The following is a 14,959-nucleotide window of genomic DNA, read 5'->3' on the forward strand; positions in this document are numbered from 1 at the left end:
TGTCAGTCGGTGGAATGAATCAATTTTTTTTCAGCAGGAATGGCCGAGGCAAACGCATCGATGATGCGGCGCAGTGGTGCCTGCTTGAGCTTGAGCGCGGCCTGGTTGACCACGAGATACGAGCTGATGTCCATGATGCGCTCCACCTCCACCAAATGGTTGGCTTTGAGCGTGTTGCCGGTGGACACCAGATCGACGATGGCGTCAGCCAGGCCAATCAGCGGCGCCAGCTCCATGCTGCCGTACAGCTTGACCATGTCCACGTGCACGCCCTTGCTGGCAAAGAAGTCGCGCGCAATGCCGGTGTACTTGGTGGCGACCTTGAGGCGCGAGCCCTGTTTGACGGCGCGCTCGTAATCAAAATCGTTGCGCACGGCCACGCTCACGCGGCATTTGGCAATGCGCAGGTCCAGCGGCTGGTACAGGCCCTGGCCCCCGTGTTCGATGAGGGTGTCCTTGCCCGTCACGCCGATGTCAGCACCGCCGTATTCCACATAGGTGGGCACATCGGTGGCGCGCACCAGCACCACGCGCACGTTGGGCTGGTTGGTGGGCAGGATGAGTTTGCGCGACTTTTCGGGGTCTTCCAGCACCTCGATGCCGGCGGCAGCCAGCAGAGGCAGGGTTTCGTCAAAGATGCGGCCCTTGGAAAGCGCCAGGGTGATCATGTTGCTGCTGCTCATGCTTTTACTCGTTCGATGTCAGCGCCGATACCGCGCAGTTTGGCTTCCATGCAGTCATAACCACGATCCAGGTGGTAAATGCGGTCCACCACCGTTTCACCATCGGCCACCAGGCCCGCGATGACCAGGCTGGCCGAAGCGCGCAGGTCCGTCGCCATCACGGTGGCACCCGACAGGCGTGTAGAGGCAGAGGCCAGGCCCTCAATCACCGCCACTTTGCCGTCGACCTGGATCTTGGCGCCCAGGCGCACCAGCTCGTTGACGTGCATGAAGCGGTTTTCAAAAATCGTCTCGGTCACCGTGGCCGTGCCCTGCGCCATGCAGTTGAGCGCCATGAACTGGGCCTGCATGTCGGTGGGAAAACCGGGGTACTCGGTGGTACGAAAGCCCTGGGCCTTGAGTGTGCCGCCGCCCGCGCTTTGCACGCGGATACCGCCCTCCACCGCCTGCACGGTGGCGCCAGCTTCCCGCAGCTTTTCGATGACAGCGTCGAGATGGTCGGACCGCCCGTGGCGCAGCACCACATCGCCGCCCGTAGCCGCCACGGCGCACAAGAAGGTACCGGCCTCGATGCGGTCGGCCACCACGCGGTGGGTGCAGCCGTGCAGCGTCTCGACACCCTGGATGCGGATGCGGCTGGTGCCATGGCCTTCGATCTTCGCGCCCATGGCGATCAGCATCTCGGCCAGGTCGGAAATTTCAGGCTCCTGCGCGGCGTTTTCCAGAACCGTCTCGCCCTCGGCCAAGGCGGCAGCCATCAAGAAGTTTTCGGTGCCCGTCACCGTGACCATGTCGGTGGTGATGCGTGCGCCTTTGAGGCGCGTCCAGCCCGCAGGCAGCTTGGCGATCATGTAGCCGTGCTCGACCACGATCTCGGCGCCCATGGCAGCCAGGCCCTTGATGTGCTGGTCCACCGGGCGGGAACCAATGGCGCACCCACCGGGCAGTGACACCGTGGCCTCGCCAAAACGCGCCAGCAACGGGCCCAGCGCCAGTACCGAGGCGCGCATGGTCTTGACCAGCTCGTAGGGGGCCTCGGGGGTGTTGAGCGCTCCGGCATCGATACGGACCGTGCCGTCGTCGGCACGCTCTGCGGTCACGCCCATGTTCCGGATGAGCTTGAGCATGGTGCTCACATCCTGCAGCTGGGGCACGTTGAGCAGGGTCACGGGGTCGGCCGTGAGCAAGGCGGCGCACAACTCCGGCAGGGCGGCGTTCTTGGCGCCAGAGATCAGCACCTCGCCCTGCAAGGTACGACCGCCGCGAATCAGGAGTTTGTCCATCTCAAATCACCACAATAGGAGTCAAAAATGCCAGTAGCGCTAGTGAAATATGCGCCAGCAGCTATCAAAAAGTGAGTAATCAGGCAATCACTGCGCCTGAGCGGCCCATTCGGCCGGAGTGAAGGTCTTCATCGACAGTGCGTGCACTTCGTCGGTGTGCATTTTCGCGCCCAACGTGGCGTACACGCGCTGGTGGCGCTGAATGGCGCGCTTGCCCTCGAACTCCGGCGAAACGATGGTGGCATACCAATGGCGGCCATCACCTTCGAGCGTGATGTGTTCGCAGGCGAGGCCCGCAGCGATGATGTCTTTGAGTTGGTCGGCGGTCATGTCAGTTCCGAATTTTGTAGCCGGTGCGCAGCAGGTGTACGGCCAGCGCGCTCACGGCCAGCCAGGCGATGCCCACGATGGTGAGGCTGAGCCAGGGAGAGGTGTCGCTCTGGCCAAAGAAGCCGTAGCGGAAGCCGTCAATCATGTAGAAAAACGGGTTGAGGTGACTCACGGTCTGCCAGAAAGGCGGCAGCGACTGGATGGAATAGAACACGCCCGACAGGAAGGTCATGGGCACGATGACGAAGTTCTGGAATGCGGCCATCTGGTCGAACTTGTCGGCCCACAGGCCGGCAATCAGCCCCAGCGTGGCCAGCAGCGCCGCGCCGAGCAGCGCAAAAGCCAGTATCCACCATGGCGCCGCGAACTCCGGCCGCGCGAACGCCAGGGTGACGATGAACACCCCGAGGCCCACCATCAGACCCCGCACAATGGACGAGCCCACATAGGCCACGAACCACGCCCAGTGCGACAGCGGTGTGAGCAACACAAACACCAAGCTGCCCATGATCTTGCTCTGGATCAGGCTCGACGAACTGTTGGCAAACGCGTTCTGCAGAACGCTCATCATCACCAGGCCGGGCACCAGAAAGGCGGTGTAGCTGATGCGATCGTAGACCTTGACGTGGTCTTCCAGCACATGGCCGAAGATCAGCAGGTACAGCACGGCGGTGAGCACGGGCGCAGCGACGGTCTGGAAGCTGACCTTCCAGAAACGCAGCACCTCTTTGTAGAACAGGGTCTGCCAGCCGGTCATTGTTGTGCTCCCACGCTCGGCACTGCCGTGTCCTCGCTGCCCCCCAAGGGGACCGCGCCTTGTCCGGGGCGGCCCGGCGCAGCGGCGGGCACGCCCTCCAGGCGGATGTTGGATACCGAGGTACCGGACATCACCTGCAAAAACACATCTTCCAGATCGGGCCGTCGAATCTCCATGTCCTGCGCCTCCACCTCCGCCACGCGCAGCGCAGCCAGATGGTTTTCAATCTCTGCGGCATCATGCGCAGGCAGCTGCACGATGCGGCCGGTGACACGCGCCACAGCCGCCAGCGCCGGTGGCAACGCGGTATCGGTCTTGAACTGCAGCACGCTGCCCGAGGCGGCCTTGAGCAGCTCGGACGTGCGATTGAGCGCCACGACCTGCCCCGCCTTGAGCATGGCAATCCGGCCACACAGCGCCTCGGCTTCTTCGAGGTAGTGGGTGGTGAGCAGCACGGTGTGCCCTTCCTTGTTCAGGCGAGCGATGAACTGCCACAGGGTCTGGCGCAGTTCCACGTCCACACCCGCAGTGGGCTCGTCCAGCACGATGATGGGCGGCTTGTGCACCAGCGCCTGCGCCACCAGCACGCGGCGTTTCATACCGCCCGACAGCTGGCGCATGTTGGCATTGGCCTTGTCCGTGAGGCCCAGATTTTCGAGTAACTCGTCAATCCAGGCATCGTTGTTCTTGACGCCGAAATAGCCGGACTGGATGCGCAGCGCCTCGCGCACGTTGAAGAACGGGTCGAACACCAGCTCCTGCGGGACGATGCCCAGCTTGCGGCGAGCGTCGGCGTAGTTGCCATGTACATCGCTGCCCTGCACCAGCACGCGGCCGCTGGTCGAACGCGCCAGGCCCGCCAAAATGCTGATGAGGGTGGTTTTACCGGCACCATTGGGGCCGAGGAGCCCGAAGAACTCGCCCTCCTCAATGTCCAGATTGACCTGGTTCAGCGCCTGAAAAGGGCCTTTGGGCGTGGCAAAGGTCTTGGAGATGGCTTGAAAGGAGACTGCGGGCATGAAGCCTTTGATTTTAAGGCCTCAGCCCCTGGCGCGCAGGTGTGCCGGTTTGATGCCCCTTGCGCACACGCCCCAAGGTCCCGGCCGCGAAGGCGCGCCGGCAGCGTCGGCAATCAACGCGCCGCTGCGAGCAGGGCGTCCACCCCGTAGAGCCCCGCCATGCCCGCGAGCGCTGCGGGCATGCCTTGCACAATAAAACTCTTGCCCCCAGACAAGGCTTCGCGCCGACATTCCAGCAACACGGCCAGTGCCGATGTGTCAAAAACCGCCAAGGCATGGGCATCCACCACCACCGCGCCGTCGCGGTGCACCCGAAGTCCCTGCATGAGCATGCTCAGGCAGGCCGTGGCCTGACGGTGGGTGAGTTCGGGGGGTAGCACCAGCATGGTCAACGTGCCTCAGCCCTTGGTGCCTGCATTGGCTTTGTTGCGGGCCACCAGCGTCTCAATCAGACCGTCCATGCCTTTGGTATTGATCTCCTGCGCAAACTGGCCACGGTAGGTTTCCACCAGCCAGACGCCGAGAACGTTGAGGTTGTAGATTTTCCAGCCGGCGCCGTCGCCCGGGGTCTTTTCAAGACGGTAGTCGAGCTGGATGGGGTCACCCCGGCCCACGATCTCGGTGCGCACCAGCACGTCCTTGTCCTCGGCCGCCGCGCGCAGGGGCTTGACCTGGATGCTCTGGTCATTGACCTGAGCCAAAGCGCCCGCATAGGTACGCACCAGCAGGATCTTGAACTCGTCCTGCAGCCGCTTTTGCTGCTCGGGCGTGGCCTGGCGCCAGCCAGGGCCCACGGCTGCAGCTGTCATGCGGCGGAAGTTGACGTTGGGCATCACGGTTTTATCCACCAGCGCGACCACTTTGCTCAGGTCCCCGCTCTGGATGGCCTTGTCGGACTTCACCGTGCTGAGCACATCGGTGGACAGGCGCCTGATCAGCGCGTCGGGCGCCTCATCGGCGGCCTGGGCCGACAACGGCAGGCCCAGCGACACGCTGGTTGCCAGGCAAAGGGAAAGGGCCATGCGCCCTACGGAGCGTCGGTTCATCATGTTCAAGACTTTCAATCAGTACGGGCTGTCGCCCATGAATTCATTGTGGTGGCGCGCACCGGCGGACATACGTCGCTGCGGTTGCGGATTGCAATAAAGTGCAACCAGCGCCACCCGGGCCGCCCACCACAGGGCGGTAAGCCAAGCCAGGCGTCAGCGGGCCGGCTCTTCGGGCAAAACGCCGTCGTTGGAATTGCCCGCGTCCTTGCCGTCCGCGTTCTGTGCCTCGCCCGCCTGACTGCGCACTTGCAGGAAAACGTCGCGGGTGAAGCTGTACTTGTCCAGCGCCGCGCTGTCGAGTACGGAGCCCGCCCGCAGGAGGTTCGATCGCACCTCCACGGCACGCAGCCCATACAAAGAGTTGCGGGCAGACACCGGGTCCACATAGCTCACCACGTTGCCTTTCATGTCCACCGGCAGTGCAAGGGTGTCGCGCACGGTCGAAGGCCCAAGAATGGGCAGCACCAAATATGGCCCGGTGCCCACGCCCCAGCGCCCGAGGGTGAGGCCAAAGTCCTGCTTGTAGCGATCGATGCCCAACTCGCTGGCGATGTCGAGCACACCGCCCAAGCCCATGAAGGTGTTGACGTTCACGCGCATGAAGCTGGAGGCCGCAGCCTCGCCACGCAACTGCAACACGTTGTTCACAAAGGACCAGACGTCGCCGATGTTGGCAAAAAAGTTGCTCACCCCGGTTCGCACAGGCGCTGGTGTGATCTCTTTGTAGGCGACGGCCACCGGCTTGAGCACCATTGCATCGACCTGCTCATTGAAATTGGTCATGCTGCGGTTGTAAGACTCCATCGGGTCGCGCGGATCCGGGTTCGCCACCGTGGCACACCCGCTCAGCAATGCGGCCCCCAGCAAGAGTCCCAGCCATGCCACCACGCGCGATGTCAGAGGCCGGAGTCCAGCGCGATGGACCAGGGCTGTGTAGTTTGAGTTCATCATTTTTTTCCGCCTGTCCCTGCAGGCTTCCCGCCATCTTCGGCTTTGCTGTAAAGAAATTGTCCAATGAGGTTTTCCAGCACCACGGCTGACTGGGTTGCAGTGACCATGTCGCCTGGCGCCAGATTTTTCTCGTCCGCTCCGGCTTCGATTCCGATGTATTGCTCACCCAGCAAGCCACTGGTGAGGATTTTCAACGAACTGTCCTTGGGGAACGCATACCGGTCCTCCATCGCCAGGGTGACCCGCGCCTGGTAGGTTTTATCGTCGAACGCAATGGATTCCACGCGCCCGACCACCACACCGGCGCTGCGCACAGCGGCCTGGGGTTTGAGGCCGCCAATGTTGTCAAAACGGGCCGTGATGCGGTAACCCGACTGAAATTTCAGGCTCAGCAGGTTGGCCGACTGCAGCGCCAGAAACACCAGCGCTACCGCACCGAGCATGACAAAAAGCCCTACCCAAAGATCGTTTTTGGAGCGTTGCATTGTTTGAGATTCCTTCACCTGCCAGCATCGCCAGCGTCAGATACTGAACATCAGGGCCGTGAGAACGAAGTCCAGCGCCAGAACCGCCAACGACGCCATGACCACGGTGCGTGTGGTGGCCCGCGACACCCCTTCGGGTGTCGGCTTGGCCACAAACCCCTGCAAAAGCGCCACAAAGGTCACGGTAAAGCCAAAGACCAGGCTTTTGAGCACGCCATTGCCCACGTCTTTCCACACATCCACCCCGCCCTGCATTTGGCTCCAGAATGCGCCAGGGTCGATGCCAATCATGAGCACACCCACCACCCAGCCACCGACGACACCTACCGCGCTGAACACCGCAGCCAGCAGGGGCATGGTGATCACCCCGGCCCAGAACCTGGGTGCAAGAATGCGCTGCACCGGGTCCACCGCCATCATTTCCATGGCGCTCAATTGCTCGCCAGCGCGCATCAGGCCAATTTCTGCCGTGAGCGACGTACCGGCGCGGCCCGCAAACAACAGCGCCGTGACCACCGGGCCCAACTCACGCACCAGGCTCAACGCCACCAGCAACCCCAGGGCTTCGGATGAGCCATAGCGTTGCAAGGTGTAGTAACCCTGAAGCCCCAATACGAAACCCACAAACAGGCCCGACACCGCAATGATGGCCAGCGAATAGTTGCCCAGGAAATGCACCTGATCACGCACCAGTGACGGCCGCAGAAAGGTCGCCCCGACCAACCGCACCAGCCGGAAAAACAGGCGTGCGCCCATGCCGATGTCTGCCAGCTTGTGGCGCACAGCAAAACCGACATCCGAGGGCCGGTACCAGCTCATAGCGCCCGCCCTTCGACGGGCCCGAAGTCCTCGGCCACCGCCGAGCCCGGGTAATGAAACGGCACCGGACCGGACGGCAGGGCATTCACAAATTGGTGCACCAACGGATCAAGGCTGGCGCGCACCTCCTCCGGTGAGCCCTGGGCGGCAACCACGCCCTCGCCCAGAATGATCACGTGGTCCGCCAGTCGGAAAGTTTCTTCCAGGTCATGCGACACCACAATGCTGGTGAGTCCCATCGCATCGTTGAGCTGGCGGATCAACTGGGCCGCAGTGCCCAGCGAGATCGGGTCCAGGCCCGCGAAGGGCTCGTCATACATCACCAGCTCGGGATCGAGCACGATCGCGCGGGCCAGCGCCACGCGGCGCGCCATGCCGCCGGAAATCTGGCTGGGCATCAAGTCGCGGGCACCGCGCAGGCCCACTGCGTGCAGCTTCATGAGCACCACATCGCGGATCAGCGCTTCCGACAGGTCGGTGTGCTCGCGCAGCGGAAATGCCACATTCTCGAACACACTGAGATCGGTGAACAGCGCCCCGAACTGGAACAACATGCCCATGCGCCGACGGGCGGCATACAGCGCCGGTACATCCATCCCCCCCACATCGTGGCCATCGAACAGCACCTGGCCGCTCTGGGCCTTTTGTTGTCCGCCAATCAGGCGCAGCACGGTGGTTTTACCCCCGCCGGAAGCCCCCATGAGCGCAGTGACCTTGCCACGGGGAATCGCCAGGGTCACATCGCGCAGGATGGCGCGATCACCATACGAGAAGGTGACATTGCGCAATTCAGCGAGAAAAGTGGGCTCAGGCATGCAGAAAATAAAGTGGAGTCAATCCGGGAGGCGCCCGCTTGGCTCCAGCCCTTCGCCCAGTGGGCGTAACGCGCAATGGTAGCTGAAGACACAAAGCATACATTCATGTATGTTTGTAAAAAAAGACCCCGCGAGAAGCCCCTTCGACACGTCTTGGCCCGAGACAACCCCGGATTGACAGGGACACCGATTGTGCCAACAAAGAGCAAACACAGTTTGCGCGCTGTTTTAGCCATGCTCCATGGCTCTGCATTGATCCACCCCTCCCCAAGGTCCGAGTCAAGAAAAACGGCGCCCTGCGGCGCCGTTGACTCAAAGATCCCGCCACCAATCAGCGCGGCAGATCGGAGTAACCCATGAGGAACTCATCCACCGACCGCGCTGCCTGACGGCCTTCGCGGATAGCCCAGACCACCAGCGACTGGCCCCGGCGGATGTCGCCTGCGGCAAAGACCTTGGGCACATTGGTGGCGTAACCGCCGTCGAACTCAGTCGTGGCGCGGGCATTGCCACGGGCGTCCTTGTCCACGCCAAAGGCGTCGAGCACGGCGGCCACAGGGCTCACAAAGCCCATGGCCAGCAGCACCAGGTCGGCCTGGTAGTGTTTTTCGGTGCCGGGGACTTCGACCAGCTTGCCGTCCTTGAACTCGACCTGCACGGTGGTCAGACTCTTGACCTTGCCCTTGTCGCCCGTGAACTCCTTGGTGGAGATGGCGAACTCGCGCACGCAGCCTTCGTCGTGGCTGGAGCTGGTGCGCAGCTTGAGCGGCCAGTAAGGCCAGGTCATGGGGCGGTTTTCCACCTCGGGGGGCTGGGGCATCACCTCAAACTGGGTGACGCTGGCTGCGCCGTGGCGGTTGCTGGTGCCCACGCAGTCGCTGCCCGTGTCGCCGCCACCGATCACGATGACATGCTTGCCAGTGGCCAGAATCTGGCCCTTGAGCTTGTCGCCCGCGTTGACCTTATTTTGCTGGGGCAGGAACTCCATGGCGAAGTGAATGCCATCGAGGTCGCGGCCGGGCACGGGCAGGTCGCGCGATTGCTCGGCACCGCCGGTCAGCAGCACAGCGTCGAACTCCTTGTTCAGCTGCTCAGGCGTGATGGTTTCCTTGGCCCAGTTGGTGACCTTGGAGTCCTTGCCCAGGCCGTCCTTGGCGGCGCCAACGAACACGCCGGTACGGATGACCACGCCTTCGGCTTCGAGCTGCTTGGCGCGGCGGTCGATGTGCGACTTCTCCATCTTGAAGTCAGGAATGCCATAGCGCAGCAGGCCGCCCACGCGGTCGTTCTTTTCAAACAGCGTGACGCTGTGGCCAGCGCGCGCCAGTTGTTGGGCTGCCGCCAGGCCTGCGGGGCCCGAGCCCACCACGGCCACCTTCTTGCCCGTTTGGTGCTTGGCGGGGCGGGGCTTGACCCAACCTTCTTCCCAGGCGCGGTCAATGATCGCGTGCTCGATGGACTTGATGCCCACAGCGTCGTCGTTCACGTTGAGCACGCAGGCCGCCTCGCAAGGTGCGGGGCAGATGCGGCCGGTGAACTCAGGGAAGTTGTTGGTGCTGTGCAGCACCTCGATCGCGCTCTTCCAGTCCTGGTGGTAAACCAAGTCGTTGAAGTCCGGGATGATGTTGTTGACCGGGCAGCCGTTGTTGCAAAACGGCGTGCCGCAGTCCATACAGCGCGCGCCCTGTACCTTGGCCTGAGCGCTATCGAGCCCAATGACAAATTCCTTGTAGTGCTTCAAGCGCTCGGGCACGGGCTTGTAGCCCTCTTCGATGCGCTCGTATTCCATGAAGCCGGTAGTTTTTCCCATGACGGTGTCCTTGTTTATGAATGCTGTGCGAAGGTCTATGGCGCTGCCTTATTTGGCAGGCGCAGCTTCTTTTTTGGTAGCAGTTACCGCTGGTGTAGCGGACTCCTCCAGCACTTTTTGTTCATAAATTTCAGCCAGGGCACGCTTGTACTCGGTCGGGAAGACCTTGACGAACTTGCCACGCGAGGCCGCCCAGTTGTCCAGCAGTTCGCGCGCGCGCTTGCTGCCCGTCCAGCGGTTGTGGTCTTCCAGCAGCTTCTTGAGCTGGGCCTCATCCGTCTGGCCACCGTGCCAGATGGCGCGCGGCACCGTGGCCTCTTGCTCCGAAGCCGGCAGGATGCGCTCCAGCGTGACCATGGACAGGTTGCAGCGCGTGTCGAACTGGCCGTCTTCGTCGTAGACATAGGCGACGCCGCCGCTCATGCCCGCTGCAAAGTTGCGGCCGGTCTTGCCCAGCACCAGCACGGTGCCGCCGGTCATGTATTCGCAGCCATGGTCGCCCGTGCCTTCGACGACGGTCGTAGCACCGGACAGACGCACCGCAAAGCGCTCACCGGCCACGCCGCTGAAGAACGCTTCCCCCGTGGTGGCGCCATACATCACGGTGTTGCCCACGATAGTGTTGCGCACTGCGTCGCCGCGGAAGTCGATGCTGGGGCGCACGATGACGCGGCCGCCCGACAGGCCCTTGCCCGTGTAGTCGTTGGCGTCGCCGATCAGGTACAGCGTGATGCCACGTGTGAGGAACGCGCCGAACGACTGGCCGCCCGTGCCTTCCAGCTGGATGCGAATGGTGTCATCGGGCAGGCCTTCGGGATGGGCACGCGTCACAGCACCCGAGAGCATGGCGCCCACGGAGCGGTTCACGTTGCGCGCCACCTCGATGAACTGCACGCGCTCGCCCTTTTCAATGGCGGGCTGGCTGCGCTCGATGAGCTTGCGGTCCAGCGTGTGCTCGATGTTGTGGTCCTGCACATCCACGTGGAAGCGCGGCACTTCGGCAGGCACATTGGGCTGGGCGAACAAGCGGCTGAAGTCCAGGCCGCGCGCCTTCCAGTGCGAGAGGCCTGCGCGCATATCGAGCAGATCGGTGCGACCAATCAGGTCGTCGAACTTCTTGATGCCCAGCTGGGCCATGATCTGGCGCACTTCTTCAGCGATGAAGAAGAAGTAGTTCACCACATGCTCGGGCTTGCCCGAGAACTTCTTGCGCAGCTCAGGGTCTTGCGTGGCCACGCCCACGGGGCAGGTGTTCAGGTGGCACTTGCGCATCATGATGCAGCCTTCCACCACCAGCGGCGCGGTGGCGAAGCCGAACTCATCCGCACCCAGCAGCGCGCCGATGGCGACGTCGCGGCCGGTCTTCATCTGGCCGTCGGCCTGCACGCGAATGCGGCCGCGCAGGCGGTTCAGCACCAGGGTCTGCTGGGTTTCGGCCAGACCGATTTCCCAGGGGCCGCCGCAATGCTTAATGGAAGACCAGGGCGAAGCGCCCGTGCCGCCGTCGTGCCCGGCGATCACCACGTGGTCGCTCTTGCACTTGGCCACGCCAGCGGCGATGGTGCCCACACCCACTTCAGACACCAGCTTGGTGCTGATGCTGGCGTGCGGCGCGACGTTCTTCAGATCATGGATCAGTTGGGCCAGATCTTCGATGGAGTAAATGTCGTGATGGGGTGGTGGCGAGATCAGCCCCACACCCGGTACGCTGTGGCGCAGCTTGCCGATGTAGTTGGAGACCTTGCCGCCAGGCAGCTGGCCGCCTTCGCCGGGCTTGGCGCCTTGGGCCATCTTGATCTGGATCTGGTCGGCCGACGACAGGTATTCGGCCGTGACGCCAAAGCGGCCAGAAGCCACCTGCTTGATACGGCTGCGCAGAGAATCGCCATCCAGCAAAGGCAGGTCCACCTCCACGTTCTCGGCACCAATCACGCTCTTGAGCGTGTCGCCCTTCTTGATCGGGATGCCCTTGAGTTCGTTGCGGTAGCGTGCCGCGTCTTCACCGCCCTCACCCGTGTTGCTCTTGCCGCCAATGCGGTTCATGGCCACGGCCAGCGTGGCATGCGCCTCGGTGGAGATGGAGCCCAGCGACATGGCGCCGGTAGCAAAGCGCTTGACGATGTCCTTGGCGGGCTCGACCTCATCAATGGAGATGGCCTTGGCAGGGTCGATCTTGAACTCGAACAACCCGCGCAACGTCATGTGGCGCTTGCTCTGGTCGTTGATGAGCTGGGCGTACTCTTTGTACGTGTTCCAGTTGTTGGCGCGCGTGCTGTGCTGCAGCTTGGCAATCGCGTCAGGGCTCCACATGTGTTCTTCGCCACGGGCACGCCAGGCGTATTCACCGCCCGCATCCAGCATGGTTTCCAGCACGGGGTCGTCACCGAAGGCGGCCTTGTGCATGCGGATCGCTTCTTCAGCGATCTCGAACACGCCGATGCCTTCCACACGGCTGGCGGTGCCGGTGAAATACTTGCCCACAGTTTCCGTGTTCAGGCCAATGGCCTCGAACAGCTGGGCGCCGCAGTAGCTCATGTACGTGCTTACGCCCATCTTGGACATGATCTTGGACAGGCCCTTGCCGATGGCCTTGACGTAGTTGTAAATGGCCTTGTCGGCCGACAGGTCGCCACCGAGGTCCTTGTGCATCTCGGCCAGGGTTTCCATGGCGAGGTAGGGATGCACAGCCTCGGCGCCATATCCAGCCAGCACAGCGAAGTGGTGCACTTCGCGGGCCGTTCCGGTCTCGACCACCAGGCCTGCCGTTGTGCGCAGGCCTGCGCCCACCAGGTGCTGGTGGATGGCAGACAGTGCCAGCAGCGCAGGAATGGCCACTTGCGTGGCGCCCACAGCGCGGTCGCTGATGATCAAGATGTTGGCGCCACCCTTGATGGCGTCCACGGCCTGTGCGCACAGCGAAGCCAGCTTGGCCTCCACACCTTCACGGCCCCAGTCCAGGGGGTAGGTGATGTCGATGGTGGCGCTCTTGAACTTGCCTTGCGTGTACTGCTCGATATCGCGCAGCTTGGCCATGTCGGCAAAGTCGAGCACGGGCTGGCTCACTTCGAGCCGCATGGGTGGGTTGACCTGGTTGATGTCCAACAGGTTGGGCTTGGGGCCGATGAAGCTGTTGAGCGACATCACGATGGCCTCGCGGATCGGATCGATCGGCGGGTTCGTCACTTGGGCAAACAGCTGCTTGAAGTAGTTGTACAGCGGCTTGTTCTTGCCCGAGAGCACGGCCAACGGACTGTCGTTGCCCATGGAGCCGATGCCTTCTTCGCCGTTCTTGGCCATGGGCGCCATCAGGAACTTGATGTCTTCCTGCGTGTAGCCAAAGGCCTGCTGGCGGTCCAGCAGGGGCAGGTCAGCGGCCTGGGGCGCAGCAGCCTGGGCACCGGCTTCGATGCTGTCGAGCTTGATGCGCAGGTTCTCGATCCACTGCTTGTAGGGCTTGGTATTGACGATGTTGGCTTTCAACTCGTCGTCGTCAATCATGCGGCCTTGCTCCAGATCGATCAGGAACATCTTGCCGGGCTGCAGGCGCCACTTGCGCACGATCTTGTTCTCAGGAATCGGCAGCACACCCGACTCGGAACCCATGACGACCAAGTCGTCGTCGGTGATGCAATAGCGCGAAGGACGCAGGCCGTTGCGGTCCAGCGTGGCGCCGATCTGGCGGCCGTCGGTGAACACGATGGAGGCCGGGCCATCCCAGGGCTCCAGCATGGCGGCGTGGTATTCATAGAACGCGCGGCGGCGCTCGTCCATGGTGGTGTGCTGCTCCCATGGCTCGGGGATCATCATCATCACGGCTTGGCTGATGGGGTAGCCAGCCATGGTCAGCAACTCCAGGCAGTTGTCGAACGTGGCGGTATCGGACTGGTCGGCAAAACTGATGGGGTAGAGCTTTTGCAAGTCGGCCGCGAGCACGGGCGAGGCCATCACCCCTTCGCGCGCCTTCATCCAGTTGTAGTTGCCCTTGACGGTGTTGATCTCACCGTTGTGCGCCACATAGCGGTACGGGTGGGCCAGCGGCCACTCGGGAAAAGTGTTGGTCGAAAAACGCTGGTGCACGAGGCCAATGGCCGAGATGCAGCGCTCGTCGGACAGGTCCTTGTAATACACGCCCACCTGGTCGGCCAGCAGCAGGCCCTTGTAGACCACGGTGCGGCTGGACATGGAAGGAACGTAGTATTCCTTGCTGTGCTTGAGCTTGAGCGCCTGGATGTTGGCGCTGGCCGTCTTGCGGATCACGTACAGCTTGCGCTCCAGCGCGTCCTGCACGATCACGTCGTTGCCACGGCCGATGAACACCTGGCGCAGGATGGGCTCCTTCTTGCGCACGGTGGGCGACATGGGCATGTCCACATTGACAGGCACGTCGCGCCAGCCCAGCAGCACCTGGCCTTCGGCCTTGATAGCGCGCTCCATCTCCTGCTCGCAAGCCAAGCGGGAGGCATGTTCCTTGGGCAGGAAGATCATGCCCACGCCGTATTCGCCAGCTGCAGGCAGTGTCACGCCCACAGACCCATCGGGGGCCGTTCCAGCCCGGGCCATTTCTTCACGGTACAGCGCGTCAGGAATCTGGATCAGGATACCGGCGCCGTCACCCATCAGCGGATCGGCACCCACCGCGCCGCGGTGGTCGATGTTTTCCAGGATCTTCAGGGCCTGCGTCACGATGTCGTGGCGCTTGATGCCCTTGATGTGGGCCACAAACCCGAGGCCGCAGGCGTCGTGTTCGTTACCCGATGAATACAAACCGTGTTGTTGCAGATGCTGGATCTCGGCAGCCGTTGTGGTCATGGCGCACTCCTCATATTTTTCGCAGGGAGTGGAAGATTAGTGCATTGCAACATGATTTGGCAAGAAGATTAATTAGGGTCAGATTCCATATTTAAACCATATCACTTGGCCATTTTTTATATTGGGGACATATCAAAATCAGTAACAGC

General features: G+C 62.5%; 13 protein-coding genes. All 13 read right to left on the reverse strand.

Annotated features, from left to right (window positions below; all coding sequences use genetic code 11):
* Positions 1–2: 2 nt before the first annotated feature.
* The 13 genes from hisG to CLU85_RS18860 all read right to left on the reverse strand — a co-directional run bounded on the left by hisG (position 3) and on the right by CLU85_RS18860 (position 14,810).
* Entirely contained in the window at positions 3–668 is a 666-nt protein-coding gene (hisG, locus tag CLU85_RS18800) for an ATP phosphoribosyltransferase (protein WP_100412644.1), read from the reverse strand.
* An 11-nt stretch (positions 669–679) separates the two neighbouring features.
* Positions 680–1,966 (reverse strand): UDP-N-acetylglucosamine 1-carboxyvinyltransferase, encoded by a 1,287-nt coding sequence (gene murA, locus CLU85_RS18805; RefSeq protein WP_100411600.1) that lies wholly within the window; start codon positions 1,964–1,966, stop codon positions 680–682.
* Positions 1,967–2,053: 87 nt separating this feature from the next.
* The gene (locus CLU85_RS18810) at positions 2,054–2,296 is read right to left on the reverse strand and encodes a BolA family protein (RefSeq protein WP_100411601.1); all 243 of its coding nucleotides are present in this window, start codon (positions 2,294–2,296) and stop codon (positions 2,054–2,056) included.
* A gap of 1 nt (position 2,297) precedes the next feature.
* Positions 2,298–3,053 carry an ABC transporter permease gene (locus CLU85_RS18815; RefSeq protein WP_100411602.1) on the reverse strand — a complete coding sequence of 252 codons (756 nt, stop codon included), beginning with the start codon at positions 3,051–3,053 and terminating at the stop codon, positions 2,298–2,300.
* Entirely contained in the window at positions 3,050–4,072 is a 1,023-nt protein-coding gene (locus CLU85_RS18820) for an ABC transporter ATP-binding protein (RefSeq protein ID WP_100411603.1), read from the reverse strand. Before CLU85_RS18820 ends, CLU85_RS18815 begins: the two co-directional genes overlap by 4 nt.
* Positions 4,073–4,185: 113 nt before the next feature.
* Positions 4,186–4,458: a lipid asymmetry maintenance protein MlaB gene (locus CLU85_RS18825; protein WP_100411604.1), complete on the reverse strand. Its 273-nt coding sequence runs from the start codon at positions 4,456–4,458 to the stop codon at positions 4,186–4,188.
* 12 nt (positions 4,459–4,470) lie between these two features.
* Entirely contained in the window at positions 4,471–5,121 is a 651-nt protein-coding gene (locus CLU85_RS18830) for a phospholipid-binding protein MlaC (RefSeq protein WP_100411605.1), read from the reverse strand.
* Between the two features lie 153 nt (positions 5,122–5,274).
* Positions 5,275–6,072 carry a VacJ family lipoprotein gene (locus CLU85_RS18835; protein WP_100411606.1) on the reverse strand — a complete coding sequence of 266 codons (798 nt, stop codon included), beginning with the start codon at positions 6,070–6,072 and terminating at the stop codon, positions 5,275–5,277.
* Positions 6,069–6,557 (reverse strand): outer membrane lipid asymmetry maintenance protein MlaD, encoded by a 489-nt coding sequence (mlaD, locus tag CLU85_RS18840; protein WP_100411607.1) that lies wholly within the window; start codon positions 6,555–6,557, stop codon positions 6,069–6,071. The genes CLU85_RS18835 and mlaD overlap by 4 nt, the downstream gene beginning before the upstream one ends.
* 36 nt (positions 6,558–6,593) lie before the next feature.
* Positions 6,594–7,376 (reverse strand): lipid asymmetry maintenance ABC transporter permease subunit MlaE, encoded by a 783-nt coding sequence (mlaE, locus tag CLU85_RS18845; RefSeq protein ID WP_100411608.1) that lies wholly within the window; start codon positions 7,374–7,376, stop codon positions 6,594–6,596.
* Positions 7,373–8,191, reverse strand: coding sequence for an ABC transporter ATP-binding protein (locus tag CLU85_RS18850; protein ID WP_100411609.1), 819 nt, complete (start codon positions 8,189–8,191; stop codon positions 7,373–7,375). The genes mlaE and CLU85_RS18850 overlap by 4 nt, the downstream gene beginning before the upstream one ends.
* A gap of 331 nt (positions 8,192–8,522) precedes the next feature.
* Positions 8,523–10,001, reverse strand: a complete 1,479-nt coding sequence (locus CLU85_RS18855; RefSeq protein ID WP_100411610.1) for a glutamate synthase subunit beta — start codon at positions 9,999–10,001, stop codon at positions 8,523–8,525.
* Positions 10,002–10,049: 48 nt separating this feature from the next.
* Positions 10,050–14,810, reverse strand: a complete 4,761-nt coding sequence (locus CLU85_RS18860) for a glutamate synthase-related protein (RefSeq protein WP_100411611.1) — start codon at positions 14,808–14,810, stop codon at positions 10,050–10,052.
* Positions 14,811–14,959 lie beyond the last annotated feature (149 nt).

The organism is Acidovorax sp. 69, assembly GCF_002797445.1.
Taxonomy (GTDB): Bacteria; Pseudomonadota; Gammaproteobacteria; order Burkholderiales; family Burkholderiaceae_C; genus Acidovorax.